Origin of the sequence: Lentzea sp. (genome assembly GCF_036380075.1) — a bacterium.
Lineage (GTDB): Bacteria > Actinomycetota > Actinomycetes > Mycobacteriales > Pseudonocardiaceae > Lentzea.
In genome coordinates this window covers 1-15,544 of the sequence record NZ_DASVFL010000400.1, presented here as the reverse complement: position 1 = coordinate 15,544, position 15,544 = coordinate 1, and the positions used below count along the sequence as shown (strand labels likewise).

The 15,544-nt window shown below is 72.0% G+C and carries 17 protein-coding genes; 10 read left to right on the top strand and 7 right to left on the bottom strand.

Annotated features, from left to right (window positions below):
• From tal to VF330_RS41450, 4 genes are all read right to left on the bottom strand, one after another.
• A partial coding sequence (tal, locus tag VF330_RS41465) for a transaldolase (RefSeq protein WP_330857246.1) occupies positions 1-1,116 on the bottom strand: 1,116 nt, incomplete at its 3' end.
• Positions 1,005-1,391, bottom strand: a complete 387-nt coding sequence (locus tag VF330_RS42130; protein ID WP_414675549.1) for a hypothetical protein — start codon at positions 1,389-1,391, stop codon at positions 1,005-1,007. The genes tal and VF330_RS42130, both read right to left, overlap by 112 nt.
• A 127-nt stretch (positions 1,392-1,518) precedes the next feature.
• Positions 1,519-2,091, bottom strand: coding sequence for a GNAT family N-acetyltransferase (locus tag VF330_RS41455; RefSeq protein WP_090052826.1), 573 nt, complete (start codon positions 2,089-2,091; stop codon positions 1,519-1,521).
• Positions 2,088-2,246 (bottom strand): RGCVC family protein, encoded by a 159-nt coding sequence (locus VF330_RS41450; RefSeq protein ID WP_176946913.1) that lies wholly within the window; start codon positions 2,244-2,246, stop codon positions 2,088-2,090. The genes VF330_RS41455 and VF330_RS41450 overlap by 4 nt, the downstream gene beginning before the upstream one ends.
• A gap of 196 nt (positions 2,247-2,442) precedes the next feature.
• Here VF330_RS41450 and VF330_RS41445 point away from each other — a divergent pair, with 196 nt between their 5' ends.
• The 10 genes from VF330_RS41445 (at position 2,443) to VF330_RS41400 (ending at position 13,840) form a co-directional block, all read left to right on the top strand.
• Positions 2,443-3,735: a cation:proton antiporter gene (locus VF330_RS41445; RefSeq protein ID WP_330857244.1), complete on the top strand. Its 1,293-nt coding sequence runs from the start codon at positions 2,443-2,445 to the stop codon at positions 3,733-3,735.
• 130 nt (positions 3,736-3,865) lie between these two features.
• The gene (locus VF330_RS41440) at positions 3,866-4,144 is read left to right on the top strand and encodes a hypothetical protein (RefSeq protein ID WP_330857243.1); all 279 of its coding nucleotides are present in this window, start codon (positions 3,866-3,868) and stop codon (positions 4,142-4,144) included.
• A 12-nt stretch (positions 4,145-4,156) separates the two neighbouring features.
• Positions 4,157-6,820 carry a SpoIIE family protein phosphatase gene (locus VF330_RS41435; RefSeq protein WP_330857242.1) on the top strand — a complete coding sequence of 888 codons (2,664 nt, stop codon included), beginning with the start codon at positions 4,157-4,159 and terminating at the stop codon, positions 6,818-6,820.
• A gap of 176 nt (positions 6,821-6,996) precedes the next feature.
• A complete protein-coding gene (locus tag VF330_RS41430) occupies positions 6,997-7,176 on the top strand; it encodes a hypothetical protein (protein WP_089927626.1) in 180 nt (59 codons plus the stop codon).
• A gap of 228 nt (positions 7,177-7,404) precedes the next feature.
• Positions 7,405-8,427, top strand: coding sequence for a glycosyltransferase (locus VF330_RS41425; protein ID WP_330857241.1), 1,023 nt, complete (start codon positions 7,405-7,407; stop codon positions 8,425-8,427).
• Positions 8,424-9,434 carry a hypothetical protein gene (locus VF330_RS41420; protein ID WP_330857240.1) on the top strand — a complete coding sequence of 337 codons (1,011 nt, stop codon included), beginning with the start codon at positions 8,424-8,426 and terminating at the stop codon, positions 9,432-9,434. Before VF330_RS41425 ends, VF330_RS41420 begins: the two co-directional genes overlap by 4 nt.
• Positions 9,431-10,894 carry a glycoside hydrolase family 130 protein gene (locus VF330_RS41415; protein WP_330857239.1) on the top strand — a complete coding sequence of 488 codons (1,464 nt, stop codon included), beginning with the start codon at positions 9,431-9,433 and terminating at the stop codon, positions 10,892-10,894. The genes VF330_RS41420 and VF330_RS41415 overlap by 4 nt, the downstream gene beginning before the upstream one ends.
• Before the next feature lie 117 nt (positions 10,895-11,011).
• Entirely contained in the window at positions 11,012-11,971 is a 960-nt protein-coding gene (locus VF330_RS41410) for an acyl-CoA desaturase (RefSeq protein ID WP_330857238.1), read from the top strand.
• A 121-nt stretch (positions 11,972-12,092) separates the two neighbouring features.
• The gene (locus VF330_RS41405; protein WP_330857237.1) at positions 12,093-13,019 is read left to right on the top strand and encodes a tetratricopeptide repeat protein; all 927 of its coding nucleotides are present in this window, start codon (positions 12,093-12,095) and stop codon (positions 13,017-13,019) included.
• Positions 13,020-13,123: 104 nt separating this feature from the next.
• Positions 13,124-13,840 carry a GAF and ANTAR domain-containing protein gene (locus VF330_RS41400; protein ID WP_330857236.1) on the top strand — a complete coding sequence of 239 codons (717 nt, stop codon included), beginning with the start codon at positions 13,124-13,126 and terminating at the stop codon, positions 13,838-13,840.
• 12 nt (positions 13,841-13,852) lie between these two features.
• Here the strand turns inward: VF330_RS41400 and VF330_RS41395 are convergent, their stop codons facing one another.
• The 3 genes from VF330_RS41395 to VF330_RS41385 all read right to left on the bottom strand — a co-directional run bounded on the left by VF330_RS41395 (position 13,853) and on the right by VF330_RS41385 (position 15,422).
• Positions 13,853-14,629, bottom strand: coding sequence for a transglutaminase-like domain-containing protein (locus VF330_RS41395; protein ID WP_330857235.1), 777 nt, complete (start codon positions 14,627-14,629; stop codon positions 13,853-13,855).
• Positions 14,630-14,712: 83 nt separating this feature from the next.
• Complete coding sequence (locus VF330_RS41390) at positions 14,713-14,874, bottom strand: DUF6307 family protein (RefSeq protein WP_330857234.1); 162 nt, start codon at positions 14,872-14,874, stop codon at positions 14,713-14,715.
• Complete coding sequence (locus tag VF330_RS41385) at positions 14,871-15,422, bottom strand: DUF5994 family protein (protein WP_330857233.1); 552 nt, start codon at positions 15,420-15,422, stop codon at positions 14,871-14,873. Before VF330_RS41385 ends, VF330_RS41390 begins: the two co-directional genes overlap by 4 nt.
• Positions 15,423-15,544 lie beyond the last annotated feature (122 nt).

The window sequence follows — 15,544 nt, the reverse complement described above, 5'->3', positions numbered from 1 at the left end:
CAGGTCGCGGCTGAGCTCGCCGCGGACGGTCTCCACGAGCTCGTCCCAGCTGTCGACGAACTTGCGGACACCCTGGCGTTCCAACTCGTCGGTGACCTCGCGGTAGTCGATTCCGAGCAGCGCGATCTCGCTGAGCACGTCCTGGGCCGGACCGTAGACCTCTTCGAGCACGACGGGGGTCACGGTGCCGTGGTCGGCGAACGCCTCGAGCGTCGGTCCCGGCATGGTGTTGACGGTGCCCGGGATGGCCAGCTCGGACACGTACATCGTGTCCGGGTAGGCAGGGTTCTTCACCCCGGTGGAGGCCCACAGCGGTCGTTGCGGCCGCGCTCCCGACGCGGCCAGGTCGCGCCAGCGTCGCGTGGCCAGGCTCGTCACGTGGACTTCGTGGGCGAGACGGGCGTTGGCGATCGCCGCCCTGCCCTTGGCCGCGAGCGCGCGGTCGGTGCCGATGGCGTCGAGACGCGCGTCGATCTCGGTGTCCACACGGGACACGAAGAACGAGGCGACCGAGTGGATGCCGGCCAGGTCGAGCCCGTTGAGGCGAGCCGTCTCCAGGCCGGTGAGGTAGGCGTCGACCACCTCCCGGTACCGGTCGAGGGAGAAGATGAGCGTGACGTTGACGCTGATGCCCTCGCCGATGACCGCGGTGATCGCGTCGAGCCCCGCCGTGGTGGCCGGGATCTTGATGAGCAGGTTCGGCTCGTCGACGGCCGACCAGAGCAGACGGGCGCGGTCGATGGTCGCCTGGGTGTCGTGGGCGAGGCCGGGGTCGACCTCCAGCGACACCCTGCCGTCGACGCCGTCCGTGCGGTCGTACACCGGTCGCAGGACGTGGCAGGCCTCCCGCACGTCGTCGGTGGTGATGGCGAAGACCATGTCCTCGATGCTCGCCTCCACCTCCGCGAGCCGTCTGAGCTGCCGCGTGTAGCGCTCTCCCCGTTCCAGCGCGGACGCGAAGATGGTCGGGTTGGTGGTGATGCCGACGACGCCGCGGTCCGCGATCAGCGCCTGCAGCCTGCCCCCGGACAACAGCTCGCGGGACAGGTCGTCGAGCCAGATCGACACGCCTGCGGCGGCGAGTTCGGTGAGCGGGTGGTCGTGGCCCGTGGCCATGGTGCCTCCGTGGTCGGAAATCCTCGTGGTTCAGGCAGGACGGTCGCCGATGCCGCCGGTGGTGGGCGCGGAGCCGCGCTGCACACCTCCCGGACGGACCGGCGCGACCGCGTCGCGCAGGCAGTCGTGTGCGGCCTCGGCGACAGCGGTGACGCCGAACTCCTCGTGGACGCGGCCTCGACGGTCACGCGGGCCCGCACGCCCGGCGGGAGCGCTTCGTCCTGATAGGACAGTTCCAGTGCGGCGAACCACGCGCGGCAGGGAATCGAGACCACGCGGGTCCGGGCGGCTGTCGATGCCTCTCCCCGCGAATAGCCGGAATCCCGGCGGCCAAACGCGCAGGAGACGGCTCGGCCCCGCCGAGGTGCCGTCACGGCGGGGCCGAGGAGCAGGAGGTGCGGGTCAGTCGTCGCCGGGCGGGCGCAGCGACGGGGGCGCCGCCGGGTCGAGATCGGCCTGGCGGAGGCGGAACACCTGCAGTTCGACGCCGAAGTACTTCGTCGTCTCCCCCACCCAGTGCATGCCGTTGTTCCGCACGGTGGTGGCGGCGCGGGTGTTGCCCGGCCGCACGACGGCGAAGACCTCGTTCACGTCGTGGCGGAACGCCCACTCGGCGAGCGCGTGGGTCGCCTCGGTCGCGTAGCCGTTGCCCCACGCGTCGGGGCGGAGGTGCCAGCCGACCTCGAGGTCCTCCTCGCCCGGCGGCAGCGGAAGCAGGACCGCGCCGCCGATCAACTGACCGTCGGCGGTGCGTTCGACCGCCCACCGGCCGGCCGCGGACGGCAGGCGGGCGTTCTCGGCGGCCCACTGCTGCAACAGCAACCGCATCGCCGCCTTGTCCGGGACGCGGTCCATCTCCGGGCTGAGCCAGCGGGTCACCTCCGCGTGCCCGTAGATCTCCAGAGCGGCCGGCGCGTCGTCGACCTGCCACGGGCGCAGCGTCAACCGCGCGGTGGTGAGGGTTTTCGCGGTCATGGGCAGATGCAGCCGCGGGGCAGCGCGGACACCGTGGTGGCGGTGCAGTACCGCACACCGAGCGCGTCGTGCTCGGCCCAGGGGTGGGGACAGACGGCGCAGCTGCCGGTCGTGTCGGGCTGGTCGTCGACGTCGATGATCAGGGGTGTGGACATGGGCATGCGGAACTCCGATGAGCATGGGCGGGAACGGGGTGATGCCGGGCTGCGTGGTGCGCCCAAGGCGGCATCAGCTCGACCGCTGCTGCGCGACATGCCCTCGGTGACTCCACCCTACCTGGCCCCGCGCCACCCGTTTGCCCGCGGCGGCACCGGGTAACTGGGGCCTCCCAGCCCGAACGGACGGTGCACGGTGGACCCGAGCCCTCTGCTCTACACCGGTGCCGGACTCGCGACGCTCGCCGCGGCGACGCTGCCGCGCCTGCTCGACCGCGCACCGGTCTCCCTGCCGATGCTCTTCCTGGGAGCAGGTGCCCTCACCTTCGCGGTCGTCGACCCGCTGCCCGACCCGGACCCCCTCCGCCACAGCACGGTGCTGCTGCACCTCACCGAGATCTGCGTGATCATCTCGCTGATGGGTGCGGGGCTGGCGCTCAACAGGGTGGTCGGACTGCGCCGCTGGGCGAACACGTGGCGGTTGCTGGCCGTCACGATGCCCCTGTCGATGTTCTCCGTGGGGCTGCTGGGCTGGGGCGCTCTCGGCCTCGGCGCCGGGGCCGCGCTCCTGCTCGCCGCGGCGCTCGCCCCCACCGATCCGGTGCTGGCGAGCGAGGTGCAGGCGGCCGAACCGACGGAGAACCCGGACGAGACCGACGACGAGGCGAGGTTCGCGCTCACCTCGGAGGCCGGTCTCAACGACGGCTTGGCCTTCCCGTTCACCTACGCCGCGATCGCGATCAGCGTCGCCGGGGTGGCACCTTCGCTGTGGCTGCCGCACTGGCTCGCCGTGGACGTGCTGTGGCGGCTGGCCTGCGGCCTCGTCGTCGGCGTGCTGATCGGCTGGTCGCTGGGCAAGCTGTTCTTCTCCTCGTCGTGGCGCACCTTCCGCCTCGCCGAGCACGCGGAGGGCTTCGTCGCCATCGCCGCCACCTTCCTCGCCTACGGTCTCGCCGAACTCGCCGAGGGCTACGGGTTCATCGCGGTGTTCGTGTGCGCGTGCTCCATCAGGTCCGCCGAGCGGCACCACGGCTACCACCAGGTGTTGCACCGCTACGTGGAACAGGCCGAGCGGATGCTGACCGTCGTGATCGTCTTCCTGCTGGGCGGAGCCGCCGTCTCCGGGCTGCTCGCCGGCACCGGTGTGCGCGAGGTCGCGGTCGCCGCGGTCGTCCTGCTGCTGGTGCGGCCGCTGGCGGGCTGGGCGGGTCTGGCCGGTGGCAGGACCGGGCCCCGGGAACGCGCCGTCATCGCGTTCTTCGGCGTCCGCGGGGTCGGCTCGCTGTTCTACGTCACCTACGCCCTCCAGGAAGGTGTCTTCGCCGAGCAGGCCGCGTTGTGGCGGATCGTCGGACTCGTCGTCATCGGGTCGATCTTGCTGCACGGCCTGACCGCGACACCGGCCATGTGGTGGCTCGACCGCGAGCGGCGGCGGAAGGCGATCGAGAACAACGGCGACGCAGGCGAGGCCTCCCGCACGCGCGTGTGAACGCTACCCCCGATCGAACACGAGAAACTCCTTGCACCGTAATAACTTCCCTTGCTCCCAAGCAGTTTGCACCCTCTGGGCGCGGGGTAGCTCGCACTGCGAACACCAGCCGAGAAGCCGAGGAGAAGTCGTGCGCCACGAAGGTGACGACGTGGTGTGCCAGGCGAGGAACGCCGGCAACGCGGAGCGAGCGGTGGAGACGGTGCGGGACGCGCCCCGCCTAGCGGTGCGGCAGGCACGGGAAAGCCCGATCGCGGCGGGACTCATCGCGTTCGGGTGTGGCCCGCTGGTCGCCTCACCGCTGCCGCGCTCGCAGGCGGAGCAGCAGATCGTGGCATCGCGCGAGCGATGTCGTCGCACCCTGACCCGTACACCGCCGGGCCGGTTCGCCCCCGGTTCTCCCTCATGACAGGTTGGACGGATGAGCGCCACCGAAAGCGTCACGAAGACACAGGGACTGCGCTCGTTCGTCGACAACCTGCCGGTGGTCCTGTGGGAGGCGGACGCCGTGACGCGCCGGCTCACGTTCCTCTCCCGGCACGTCGAGCAGCTGCTCGGTCATCCGGTGCGCCGGTGGCTCGACGACCCCGCGCTCTGGACGTCCGCGATCCTGCCCGGTGACCGGGCCAGGGTCGAGGCGCAGCGCTGGAGCCGAGCCGCCGAGGACGACGACTACGAACTCTCCTACCGCGTGCGCGACGCCGGAGGAAGAATCCTCTGGTTGCAGGAGAAGGCGCACGTGCAGCGGGACGAGTCCGCGGTGGCCCGGTGGCTCCAGGGCGTGCTCGTCGACATCACCCCGCACCGGGCACCCGCCGAGCGCGAGAGGTTCCTCGCCGCGCTCGAGAAGGAGTCGCGCAAGCTCGAGGACCCCGACGGTCTGATGGAGCTGGCGACCCGGTTGCTCGGCCGGCACCTCGACGTCGACCGCTGCGCGTACGCCAGGGCGGACGAGGACGACGTCGTCCTGAGCGGCGACCACGCCACCGGTCTGCCCCCGCTGACCGGCCGGTTCCCGATGCGGCACCTCGGTCCGGCGGCACTGCGGGCCATGCGGGCCGGTGAGCCGTGGGTCGTCGCCGACCACGAGAACGACCCCCGCCTCGGCGAGGAGGACTTGGCGGCGCACGCCGGCACCGGCGTTCGTGCGGCGCTCTGCCTCCCCCTGCTGCGCGGCGGGCGGTTCGTCGCCGCGATGGCCGTGCACCACGCGACGCCGAGGCAGTGGACCCAGGACGAGGTCGACCTCGTCGCCGTCGTCACCGAACGGTGCTGGGAGTCGATGCGCCGGGCCCGGTCCGACCACGACCGGCGCGAGGGCGAGCTGCGCCTGCGCCGGCTGGTCGACCACGCCACCGACGCCGTCTGGCTGCTCGACCACGAGCTGCGGTTCGTCGAGGTGAACCCGGCGGCCTGCGCACTGCTGGGCCGCCGCCGCGACGAGCTGGTCGGGACGGAGGTGATGGACCTCGTCGTGGACGGCGAGGAGCCGGTGGACCGGACGACCGCGGTGTGGATCCTGCGCCGTACCGACGGCGCTCTCGTCGCGCTGGAGCTCAGCACGCAGGCGACCCCGGCCGGGATGCAGGCCATCGGGCGGGACGTGACCGGACGGCAGCGCGCCGAGGCCGAGCGGGAATCGGCGCTGCGGCGGGAACGGGAGGCCGCCATCGCCCTGCAGCACAGCCTGCTGCCCCGGGAGTTACCGGTGCTCGACCGGCTCGCCGTGTCCGCCCGCCACCTGCCCGCGTCACCGCACGCGCACGCGGGCGGCGACTGGTACGAGGTGCTCCCGATCAACGGCACCGTGGTCGGCTTCTCGGTCGGCGACGTCGCGCACGAGGGTCCCGCGGCGGCCGCGGTGATGGCACAGCTGCGCAGCGCGCTGGCGGGCTACCTCGTCGACGGGCACTCGCCGGCGGCGGCGCTGGAGCGGCTGGACGCCTTCGCCACCAGGGTCGGCGGCTCCACCGGCAGCACGTGCGCCTGCGTCACGTTCGACTGGACCACCGGAAGGGTGCGCTGGTCCACCGCGGGTCACCCACCACCGCTGGTCACGGGTTCCGGCGGCACCCGGCTGCTCCCGGGGGGAGGCGCCGCCCTGGGCGCACCGCGCCGAGCGCCGTACGAGGAGCACACCACCGTCCTGTCACCGGGCGCGTCGATCGTGTTCCACACCGACGGCCTGGTCGGAGGGCCGGGAGCGGCACCCGACCGCCTGCTGGACCTGGTGCGGGAGGCGCGCGGACGGGGTCCTGAGGAGCTGACCGACTCGATCGTGGGCGGCCTGCTCTCACACGGCCAGGACGACGACGCGGTGCTCGTCGTCGCCCGCTACCTGCCACCACCGTTGCACCTGACCACCCCCGCCGAACCGGAGCAGCTGTCCGGGCTGCGCGCGGCGGTGTCCGAGTGGACGACCGTGTCGGGCCTGTCCGAGGACAGGTCCTACGACCTCTTGCTCGCCTACGGCGAAGCGGCCGCCAACGCGGTGGACCACGCCTACGAGCAGGCGCGCGGCACCTTCTCGACCCACCTCGCGCACACCGGCGGCTCCGTGCAGGTGACGGTGGAGGACAACGGTTCCTGGCGTCCGCCGGACGCGGAGCCGGGGCACCGCGGGCGCGGCCTGCGGATGATCCGGGCGCTCGCCGACGACGTCGAGCTGACCACCAGCGGCACCGGCACGACGATCCGGTTCCGCTTCGCCACCTCGCCGGCCGCGACGACGCCGATCGCGTCGCCGGCACCGGCGGTGCGGTCCGAGCTGGCCGAGCAGGAGTCGGACGGCGCCCACGTGCTCCGCATCACCGGTGACCTGGACGCCGGCACCGTGGAGGACCTCCGGGAACGGGTGATGGCCCACGTCGACCGCCGCGACGACCGGCGGCCGGTCGACATCGACCTGACCGCGGTGGGATACCTCAGCAGTTCGGGGATCGCGTTGCTCCTCGAAGCCTCCTACCTGGCCCAGCGCACCGGCCGCGTGTTCCGCGTGACGTGCCTGAGCGGCAGTGCGCCGGACCGGATCCTGACGCTGTCGGGCCTCGGCGACGCGTTGGCGGTGCACAGGACGCTCGGCTGAGAGCGGCCTCCCGGGTCCGCGCCGGTCCGTCACCCCGTTGCGACCGGCGCGGACCCGTCATCGGCGTAGAGTGGGTGGTCCGAGGGGATCTCGCGCATCGGCGACCGAGCCAGGTGCCTCCTGCGGAGTGTCAGCGACCCCGCCCGGCTGGTCCGGACGGAGGCGGGAGCACCGAGATGATCTCGGGCCCGATCAGCACCAGCCTCGACCTCACCACACCACGCGGCCTTCGGATGACGAGGAAGCCGGACGCGGTGTCCGACGGCCAGTTCCCCGGCGGCTGGCGGCCGCTCGCCACCGACCCCGCCACCACCGTTCCCGCGCTGAACCCGCCGGACTGGCGGACGCGGGCATGACCCCGCGCACCTGACCGCCGCACCGCGACAGTCGTTCGTGGACTCCCTTCGCACCAGACTCGTGCCGGTGCGCCCGTCTGCCTGCCGCCGACTCGAAAGGCCCGCCGCTTCATGGTTCGCACCTATGGTTTTCTGAGCACCTACCCACCGACACAATGCGGGCTCGCGACGTTCACCGCCTCGCTCCAGCGCCACCTGGCCGCCGCCACCCCGGGCAGCAGAAGCCGCGTGGTCCGCGTGCTGACCGACGCCGAACCGCACGCCGCCGCCCCGTCGGCGGCCCACCCCATGCGTCCCGGAGCGGTGGACGCCGCCGCGGAGGTGCTCAACCGGTGTGACGTCGCGGTGGTCCAGCACGAGTACGGGATCTACGCCGGCAGTGACGGCGACGAGGCGCTGGGCGTGCTCGCCCGGTTGCGGGTCCCGGTGGTCGTCGTGCTGCACACGGTGCTCACCACGCCCACACCGGGACAACGCCGGGTGCTCGAAGCGGTCGTCGACCACGCCGACGCCGTGGTCACCATGTCGGAAGCGGCCAGGAGCCGTCTCCTGGCGGGCTACGCGGTCGACCGGCCCGGTGAGGTCGTGGTGATCCCGCACGGCGCCGTGCCCGCCGACAGGCCCGCCGCCTCGGCACCGGGCCGCGGCCCGCTGGTCCTCACCTGGGGCCTGCTCGGCCGCGGCAAGGGCGTCGAATGGGGCATCGCGGCGCTCGCCGCACTGCGCGACCTGAGACCGCGCTACCTGGTGGCGGGCCAGACGCATCCCAAGGTGCTGGCACACGAGGGTGAGGCGTACCGGACGCACCTGCGCGAGCAGGCCGACGCCTCCGGGGTGACCGACCTGGTCGAGTTCGACCCGGCCTACCTCGGCACCGAGGCGCTGGCGGACCTGGTCGGCAGGGCCGACGTCGTGCTGCTGCCCTACGACTCGTCCGAGCAGGTCACCTCCGGGGTGCTCGTCGAGGCCCTCGCGGCGCGGAAACCGGTGGTCGCGACGGTCTTCCCGCACGCGGTCGAACTGCTCGCGGACGGAGCCGGACTGCTGGTGCCGCACCGGGATCCCGCCGCCATCGCCGCGGCGCTGCGGCGCGTGCTGACCGAACCGGGACTGGCCGCGGGGATGCGCGACCGGTCAGCGGACCTGGGTGCCGTGCTGAGCTGGCCCGCCGTGGCGGACCGCTACCGCGGCGTCTGCGACAACCTGGTGACGGACAGGCTGTTCGCCGACCGCGTCGCCGCAACGCGATGAGCGACATCGAGTTCGCCCACCTGGTCAGGCTGAGCGACGACACCGGTCTGCACGAGCACGCGGACGGGCCGCTGCCGCGCCGGGAGCACGGCTACTGCCTCGACGACGTCGCGCGAGGCCTGGTGGTGCTGCACCGCGAACCCGACCTGCCCGCCGACCTGGCCGCACTGGCCGAGCACTACCTCGCCTTCACCGCCTACGCGCAGGCCGAGGACGGGCGCTTCCACAACAGGCTCAGCCCCGACCGCCGCTGGCTCGACGAACCGGGTCTGGGCGACTGGTGGGGACGCGCGCTGTGGGGGCTCGGCACCACCGCCGCCCGCAGCACGGTGCCCGCCATCCAGCAGGCGGCGCTGGCGTGCTTCGACCGCGGCGCACACCACCGGCCGCCGTCGGTGCGCACGATGGCGTTCGCCGCGCTCGGCGCCGCCGAGGTGCTGGACGCCGATCCCCTCCACGCCTCCGCCGCCGCCCTGCTCGGCGACATCACCTCCTACATCGGCGGGCCCCGCACCGACGAGAGCTGGCCGTGGCCGGAGGACCGGCTGTTCTACGCCAACGCGGCGCTGCCCGAGGCGTTGATCGCCGCGGGCGACCTCCTCGGCAGCGACGAGGTCCGCGACGACGGGCTGCGGCTGCTGGACTGGCTGCTGACCGTGGAGTCCAGGGACTTCCACCTCTCACCGGTCCCGACCGGCGGGTGGTTCCTCGGCGAGCCGCGTCCTGCCTTCGACCAGCAGCCCATCGAGGCCGCCGCGATGGCCGACGCGTGCGCCCGCGCCTACCGGGTCACCTCCGACCCCGCGTGGCTCGCCGGTGTCCACCGCGCGATCGCCTGGTTCAGCGGGGACAACGACCTCGGCTCGCTGATGCGGGACGAACAGACCGGCGGCTGCTACGACGGCCTGACGCCGGCCGGTCCGAACACCAACCAGGGTGCCGAGTCGACCCTGGCGCTGCTCTCCACCCGCCAACACCTGCGCACGCTCCTGAGGAGCACCGGATGAACCCCCGCGTCACGCGCAGCCCGCTGCGGCTGCGCCCCGACCCGCGCCGGGTCATCACCAAGCTGTTCGTGCCGGGCGAGGAGGTGCCCGAGCACGAGTCGCGATCGGCGGCCGTCATCCGGCGGGTGATGGCGCTGGACGAGCCGGCCGCGTGCGCGGCGCTCGACCGCACGGTCCGGTTGTTCGCCGGACGGCACCGGGACGTCCGCGGGACCTTCGCGGACAACTTCGCGAGCGTCAGCCACCGGCTGTCCGCGGACGCCGAGCTCTCCGAGTCCCGCCGTCTCCTGATCGGCGCCTACTTCACCCACGAGTACGCCGTCGAGGGTGCCGCGCTGTGCAACCCGTCCATGGTCGCCCACCCCGACCAGAGCGGGATGGCACAGGGGCAGCTGCGGTTCGTGCTGAGCGTGCGCGGCATCGGCGAGGGGCACCTGTCCTCGATCGGCTTCCGCACCGGGGTGGCGGGCCCGGGCGGTGTGCTCACCGTGGATTCGCAGCCGGGCGTCATCAGCACCGGGCTGCGCAGGGACTCGATCCACGACAAGGGTCTCTTCCTCGGCAAGCTCGCCGAGCGGGGCCACGACGACGAGGTGTCGGCCGTGCTCAGCCGGTGGTTGCCCGCGCGGTTCACCGGAGCGGAGCTCGACGAGCTGCTGGCCGGTCTGCACCCCAAGCTGGTCGCCAGGCAGGCGGCTCACCGGACGGTCGAGCTGGTCAGGTGGATCGCCGCGTGCAACTACACCACCGACTTCCCGGAGGACTCCGCGGTCAACGGCCGGGTGCTTTGGCCGACCGGCCCGTCGGAACGCCACGGCATGGAAGACGCGCGGTTCGTGCGCTTCTCCGACGACGACGGCTCGCAGACCTACTACGCGACCTACACGGCCTACGACGGCGTCGACGTGGCGCCGCAACTGTTGCAGACAGACGACTTCCGCACGTTCCGGATCACACAGCTGACCGGTCCCGCCGCGCGCAACAAGGGAATGGCACTGTTCCCCCGCCGCATCGGCGGCAGGTTCGCCGCGCTGTCCCGCGGCGACGGCGAGAGCACGGCTGTGACGACGTCCGACGACCTCAAGTCGTGGAACGAACCCCGGCCCGTAGCGGCGCCGGGCAGGGACTGGGACCTCGTCCAGGTCGGCAACTGCGGCTCGCCGGTCGAGACACCCGAGGGCTGGCTCGTCCTCACCCACGGGGTCGGTCCGATGCGGCTCTACTCGATGGGAGCGATGCTGCTCGACCTCGACGACCCGGCGAAGGTGCTCGCCACGCTGCCGGAGCCGCTGCTGACGCCGAACGCCGCTGAGCGCGACGGTTACGTGCCCAACGTCGTCTACTCGTGCGGCGGTCTGCTGCACGGCGACACGCTCGTGATCCCGTACGGCGCGAGCGACGCGACCATCGGCCTCGCCACCACCTCGGTGGGCGACGTGCTCGCCGCGATGGCGCCGTGAGATCGTTTCGCGCCTGTTTGAAGGTGGTGGGGCAACGGGTAAGCCTTTCTGACTGACATCACCGTTCGCCCGAGACCCCGGCGGCACCGACAAGATCGCCGTCCGGAGGTTCGCGACGTGACCACGACAGTGCCCCGCACGCAGTCCACACCCCAGCCACTGCTCGCGGGGGAGAACTCCCCGTTCGAGAGATTCCTGGTCAAGCTCTTCGCGGTCGTTCCCGCGCTGGCGCTCGCCGTCGCGGTGCCGTTCGCGTGGGGCTGGGGTCTGGGCTGGACCGACGTGGGTCTCGCCGTGTTCTTCTACACCCTCACCTGCCTCGGCGTGACAGTCGGTTTCCACCGCTACTTCACCCACGGCGCGTTCAAGGCCGCCTGGGCGCTGCGCATCGGGCTCGCGATGATCGGCAGCATGGCCATGCAGGGACCGGTCATCGGCTGGGTCGCCGACCACCGCCGCCACCACGCCTTCGCCGACCGCGAGGGCGACCCGCACTCCCCCTGGCTGTTCGGCACGTCGGCCACGGCGCTGGCCAAGGGCTTCTGGCACGCGCACATGGGCTGGATGTTCCGCCGCGACCTGACCAACGCCGCCCGCTTCGCACCGGACCTGGAGGCCGATCCCGACCTCCAGCGGGTCAACCGCCTGTTCCCCGTGCTGACGGCCGTCACCCTCCTCGCGCCCGCCGTGGCCGGAGGGCTGATCAGCTGGAGCTGGTGGGGTGCGCTCACGGCGTTCTCCTGGGCGAGCCTCGTGCGGGTGGCCGTGCTGCACCACGTCACGTGGTCGGTCAACTCGATCTGCCACATGATCGGCGACCGGCCGTTCGAGGCGCGCGACAAGTCCGCGAACTTCTGGCCCCTGGCGATCCTGTCCATGGGCGAGTCCTGGCACAACTCCCACCACGCCGATCCCACGTGCGCACGGCACGGAGTCCGTCGTGGTCAGATCGACATCTCCGCGCGCCTGATCCGCGTGTTCGAGCTGCTCGGCTGGGCGACCGCCGTGCGCTGGCCGAAGCCGGAACGCCTGGCACGCAAGCTGAAGTCGGCCAGCAACGCCCGAACGGCGGCGTGAGCCGGTCCGGTACCGCACTAAGGTCACCTGTGCGCCTGGCCCGGTCAGGTGAGAACTCCACGACCGCCCCGGCCCCCGGCGGTGCATCGTCCACCCCACCCGGTCTGGAGTGTTGCCCGCGATGATGGGTCTGTCCGACGTCACCCGGCTGGAACAGCACACCCGCGCGCTGCGCGAGATGGACTACCGCCACGGGGGTGAGTCTTGCCTGGGCCGGGTGCGAACGCAGATCCGCGAGAACCTCCCGCTGCTCGTCGCCCCCGCGCCGGACGACGTCCGGCGGCGGTTGCACGTCGCTCTCGCCGACCTGCGCAACCTCGCCGGCTGGGTGTCGTTCGACGCCGGTCAGGTCACGGCGGCGCACAACCACTTCGCGCACGCGTTGGCACTCGCCGGAGTGGCCCGGGACGACGGCCTGCTCGCGAACGTGTGCTACCGGCTCGGCCGGGTGTACCTGCACCACGGGAACCTCGACGAGGCGTTGCGGTACTTCGACCTCGGCCGCCTCGCGGCGGCGCGCTCCGGCGACCGGCTCACGGCCAGCATCCTGACCGTCAACGCGGCGTGGGCGTGTGCGCAGAAGGGCGCCGAGCACCACGCGCTGACGTTGCTCGACCGCGGCCGGGAGCAGTTCGGCGCCGCGGACCGCACCGAGGTGGCCGGCTGGGCGATGTTCTTCACCGAGCCAGACCTCTCGGCCATGGCGGGCGCGGTGCACTCGGCCCTGGTGGACACCGCGGGGCTGCACCACGCGCGCACCGCCGTGCCGCTGCTCGTCACGGCGGTCGACGGCTACGGCGAGGACATGCTCCGAAGCCGGGTCCTCAGCCTGATCCTGCTGTCCACCGGCCAGCTCGTCGAAGGAGACGTCGACGTCGGCGTCGCCACCGGCCTGCGAGCACTCGAGGCGGCGGCCACCGTCGGTTCGGCTCGGATGCGCGACCGCTTCCGCCCTCTCGCCGCGCACGCGCGCAGGCACCCGTCCCACACCGGAGCACTCGACCTCGCCGATCTCGTCGACGCGAGTACCACAACAGCGGCACCATGAACCACGAGCACGCGGTCGCGCTGCCGGCATCCGGGTTCCCGCCGTGCCGGTCCGATCTCCGAAGAACCCGATCGCCCCCGCAAAGACGAACCGAGGTGGCTCACATGCTCGTGGAGAACCTGGCCGAGACGTTCGTCGAGCTCGCCGACACCCTGGTCGCGGACTTCGACCCGGTCGAGTTCATGCACCTGCTGGCTGACCGCTGCGTCACGACCCTGGGCGTGGACGCGGCCGGCATCCTGCTCGTCGACGACCAAGGCGAACTTCAGGTGGTCGGTGCCTCCAGCGAACGTGCGCGCGTGCTGGAACTGTTCGAGCTGCAGCACAGGCAGGGCCCGTGCATGGAGTGCTACCTGAGCAGCGAACCGCTCACGGCCGCCGGGTTCAGCGAGCCGCGCCAGCGGTGGCCGGCGTTCTCCGCGGCGGCGGTGACGGCGGGGTTCGGCGCGGTGCACGCCGTACCGATGCGGCTGCGCGAGCAGACGGTGGGCGCGTTGAACCTCTTCACCGTCGCGGACAGCGCGTTCGGCGACGCGCGGGCCAGGGTGGCGAGGGCGATGGCGGACGTGGCCACCATCGGCCTTCTCCAGGCTCAGGTCATCAGTGGCCGGGAGCTGCTCGCGGAGCAGTTGCGGCACGCCTTGCGCAGCAGGGTCCTCATCGAACAGGCCAAAGGTGTGCTCGCCGAGCGCCTGCAGGTCGAGATGGGCGAGGCGTTCGACCTCCTGCGCCACCACGCGAGGAGCAACCGCCTGCACCTGAGCCTGGTGGCACAGGACGTCGTCGACGGCACGACCGAGCTGACGGCCCGCAGGTCGTAGCAACCGGCGGCCTCATCGCCAGGCGGGTGCCGTGTCCTCCTCGGCGTGGACGACCATCGACTCCAGCACAGGACCTCCGAAGGTGGTGACCATGGGGACGTCCGCGGCATCCCGGCCACGGCCGATCACCACCCTGCCCTTGCGCTGCACGCTGTTGCGCGGGTCGAAGGTCCACCAGCGGTCTCCCAGCCAGACCTCCATCCACGCCGCGAAGTCCATCGGCGCGCCGTCCGGCGACACGTCCAGGTCGGGCAGGTAGCCGAACACGTAGCGGGCGGGAATGTTGAGAGCACGGCAGAACGAGATTGCCAGGTGCGTGAAGTCCCGGCACACCCCGATCCCCGTGGCGTTGACGTCGGCCGCGGTGGACAACACCGTGGAGGTGCCGTACCCGAACTCCAGCGACTCGTGCACGTGCCGGCAGATCGCCCGGACCCTGCCGTAGCCCGGCGGATGCGCGCCGAACCTCGACCAGGCCTCGTCGCCGAGCACGTCGGACACGCAGTAGCGGCTGGGCAACGTGTACAGCAGCACTTCGCCGGGGAGGTCGTCGGGCCACCTCTCCGGAGCGTTCTCGTCGACGTCCTCGACGCGATCGGGCACGTCCGCCCACGCGGCATAGCGCACTGTGGACAGTCCGGGCGGCAGCACCAGACGCGCGAGCCAGTTGCCGTACACGTCGAAGTGTTCGCGCACGGGAACCTCGGGCTCGGCGAAGAGGTTCTCGCCGCTCACCCGCACGTGGTTCTGCCGGTCCGGTCTCACCATGAAGACCGCCGGTGTGGGCACCTCGGCACGGTAGGTGAACGCACAGCCGACGCGGAGCAGGCGAGTGCCCCGCGTCGATCGCGCCTCGCCGCTGTGGCGGGAGGTCAACGCACCCGCTCGGGGATGTGGTCGAGCGCGCGCAACACGTGCACGGCCAGATCCCGCGCGGGCTTGCCGCCGAGCTCGGTGCGGCCGGTCAGCACGTCCTGCACCACCTTGAGCCGGCGCTCGTAGGAGGAGGTGAAGGTGGAAGTCGGTTCGGTCATCGTGCTTCTCTCGTCTTCTGCTGGGGTATCCGGCCGCCCTCGCCCTCCCAGTTGTCCACAGTGGACCCCTCGGCCTCCTCGGACCTCCGGACGCCGGTGCGGAGCAGGGCCTCGACGGTGTCGGCGTTGCCGCGCTGGACGGCGGACATCATCGTGTGGTGGGCGGCGGACGACTCGGTGTCCGGTGGGACGACGAGCAGCGCGATGCGGCGCCGGTCACCCGCGACGAGGTCGAGGGTGTGCGCCGGCCGGGACCAGAACCCGCTGAGGCGGACGCGGACGCCGTCCACCGCGATCTGACGCGGGGCCATGCCCCAGTCCGCCAGGGTGTAACTCACCCGCGGGATGTCACCCAGCCGAACTGCCAGCACCGCGAGCAGCGCCGGCAGTTCGGCGGCGAGGTCCCGGGAACGCGGCCACCACGCACCGTCGACATACCCCGTGGTGAGCGCCTTCGGCCGCAACCGCAGTCGCAGTTGGTGGTGCCGAGGCTGCTCGGTGGCCGTGACGGCCGGTGGGGCGATGGACTGGTGCGGAGCCGACGTCATGCCGGAACTCCCGTCTCCGGCCGGAAAAAATGGCCGGTTGAGGTTTCGCCGAGCACGACCTGAGCTTGACCGCACAGGTGCGAAATGTTCTCGGCAAAAATGACCCTACACGCTTTTCCTGC

What these genes read in the sequence shown, in the direction of transcription:
- VF330_RS41455 (WP_090052826.1), bottom strand. Translation starts at nt 2,091, where the DNA reads ATGACCGCGAAAACCCTCACCACCGCGCGGTTGACGCTGCGCCCGTGG.
- VF330_RS41450 (WP_176946913.1), bottom strand. Translation starts at nt 2,246, where the DNA reads ATGTCCACACCCCTGATCATCGACGTCGACGACCAGCCCGACACGACC.
- VF330_RS41435 (WP_330857242.1), top strand. Translation starts at nt 4,157, where the DNA reads ATGAGCGCCACCGAAAGCGTCACGAAGACACAGGGACTGCGCTCGTTC.
- VF330_RS41430 (WP_089927626.1), top strand. Translation starts at nt 6,997, where the DNA reads ATGATCTCGGGCCCGATCAGCACCAGCCTCGACCTCACCACACCACGC.
- VF330_RS41420 (WP_330857240.1), top strand. Translation starts at nt 8,424, where the DNA reads ATGAGCGACATCGAGTTCGCCCACCTGGTCAGGCTGAGCGACGACACC.
- VF330_RS41415 (WP_330857239.1), top strand. Translation starts at nt 9,431, where the DNA reads ATGAACCCCCGCGTCACGCGCAGCCCGCTGCGGCTGCGCCCCGACCCG.
- VF330_RS41405 (WP_330857237.1), top strand. Translation starts at nt 12,093, where the DNA reads ATGATGGGTCTGTCCGACGTCACCCGGCTGGAACAGCACACCCGCGCG.
- VF330_RS41400 (WP_330857236.1), top strand. Translation starts at nt 13,124, where the DNA reads ATGCTCGTGGAGAACCTGGCCGAGACGTTCGTCGAGCTCGCCGACACC.
- VF330_RS41390 (WP_330857234.1), bottom strand. Translation starts at nt 14,874, where the DNA reads ATGACCGAACCGACTTCCACCTTCACCTCCTCCTACGAGCGCCGGCTC.
- VF330_RS41385 (WP_330857233.1), bottom strand. Translation starts at nt 15,422, where the DNA reads ATGACGTCGGCTCCGCACCAGTCCATCGCCCCACCGGCCGTCACGGCC.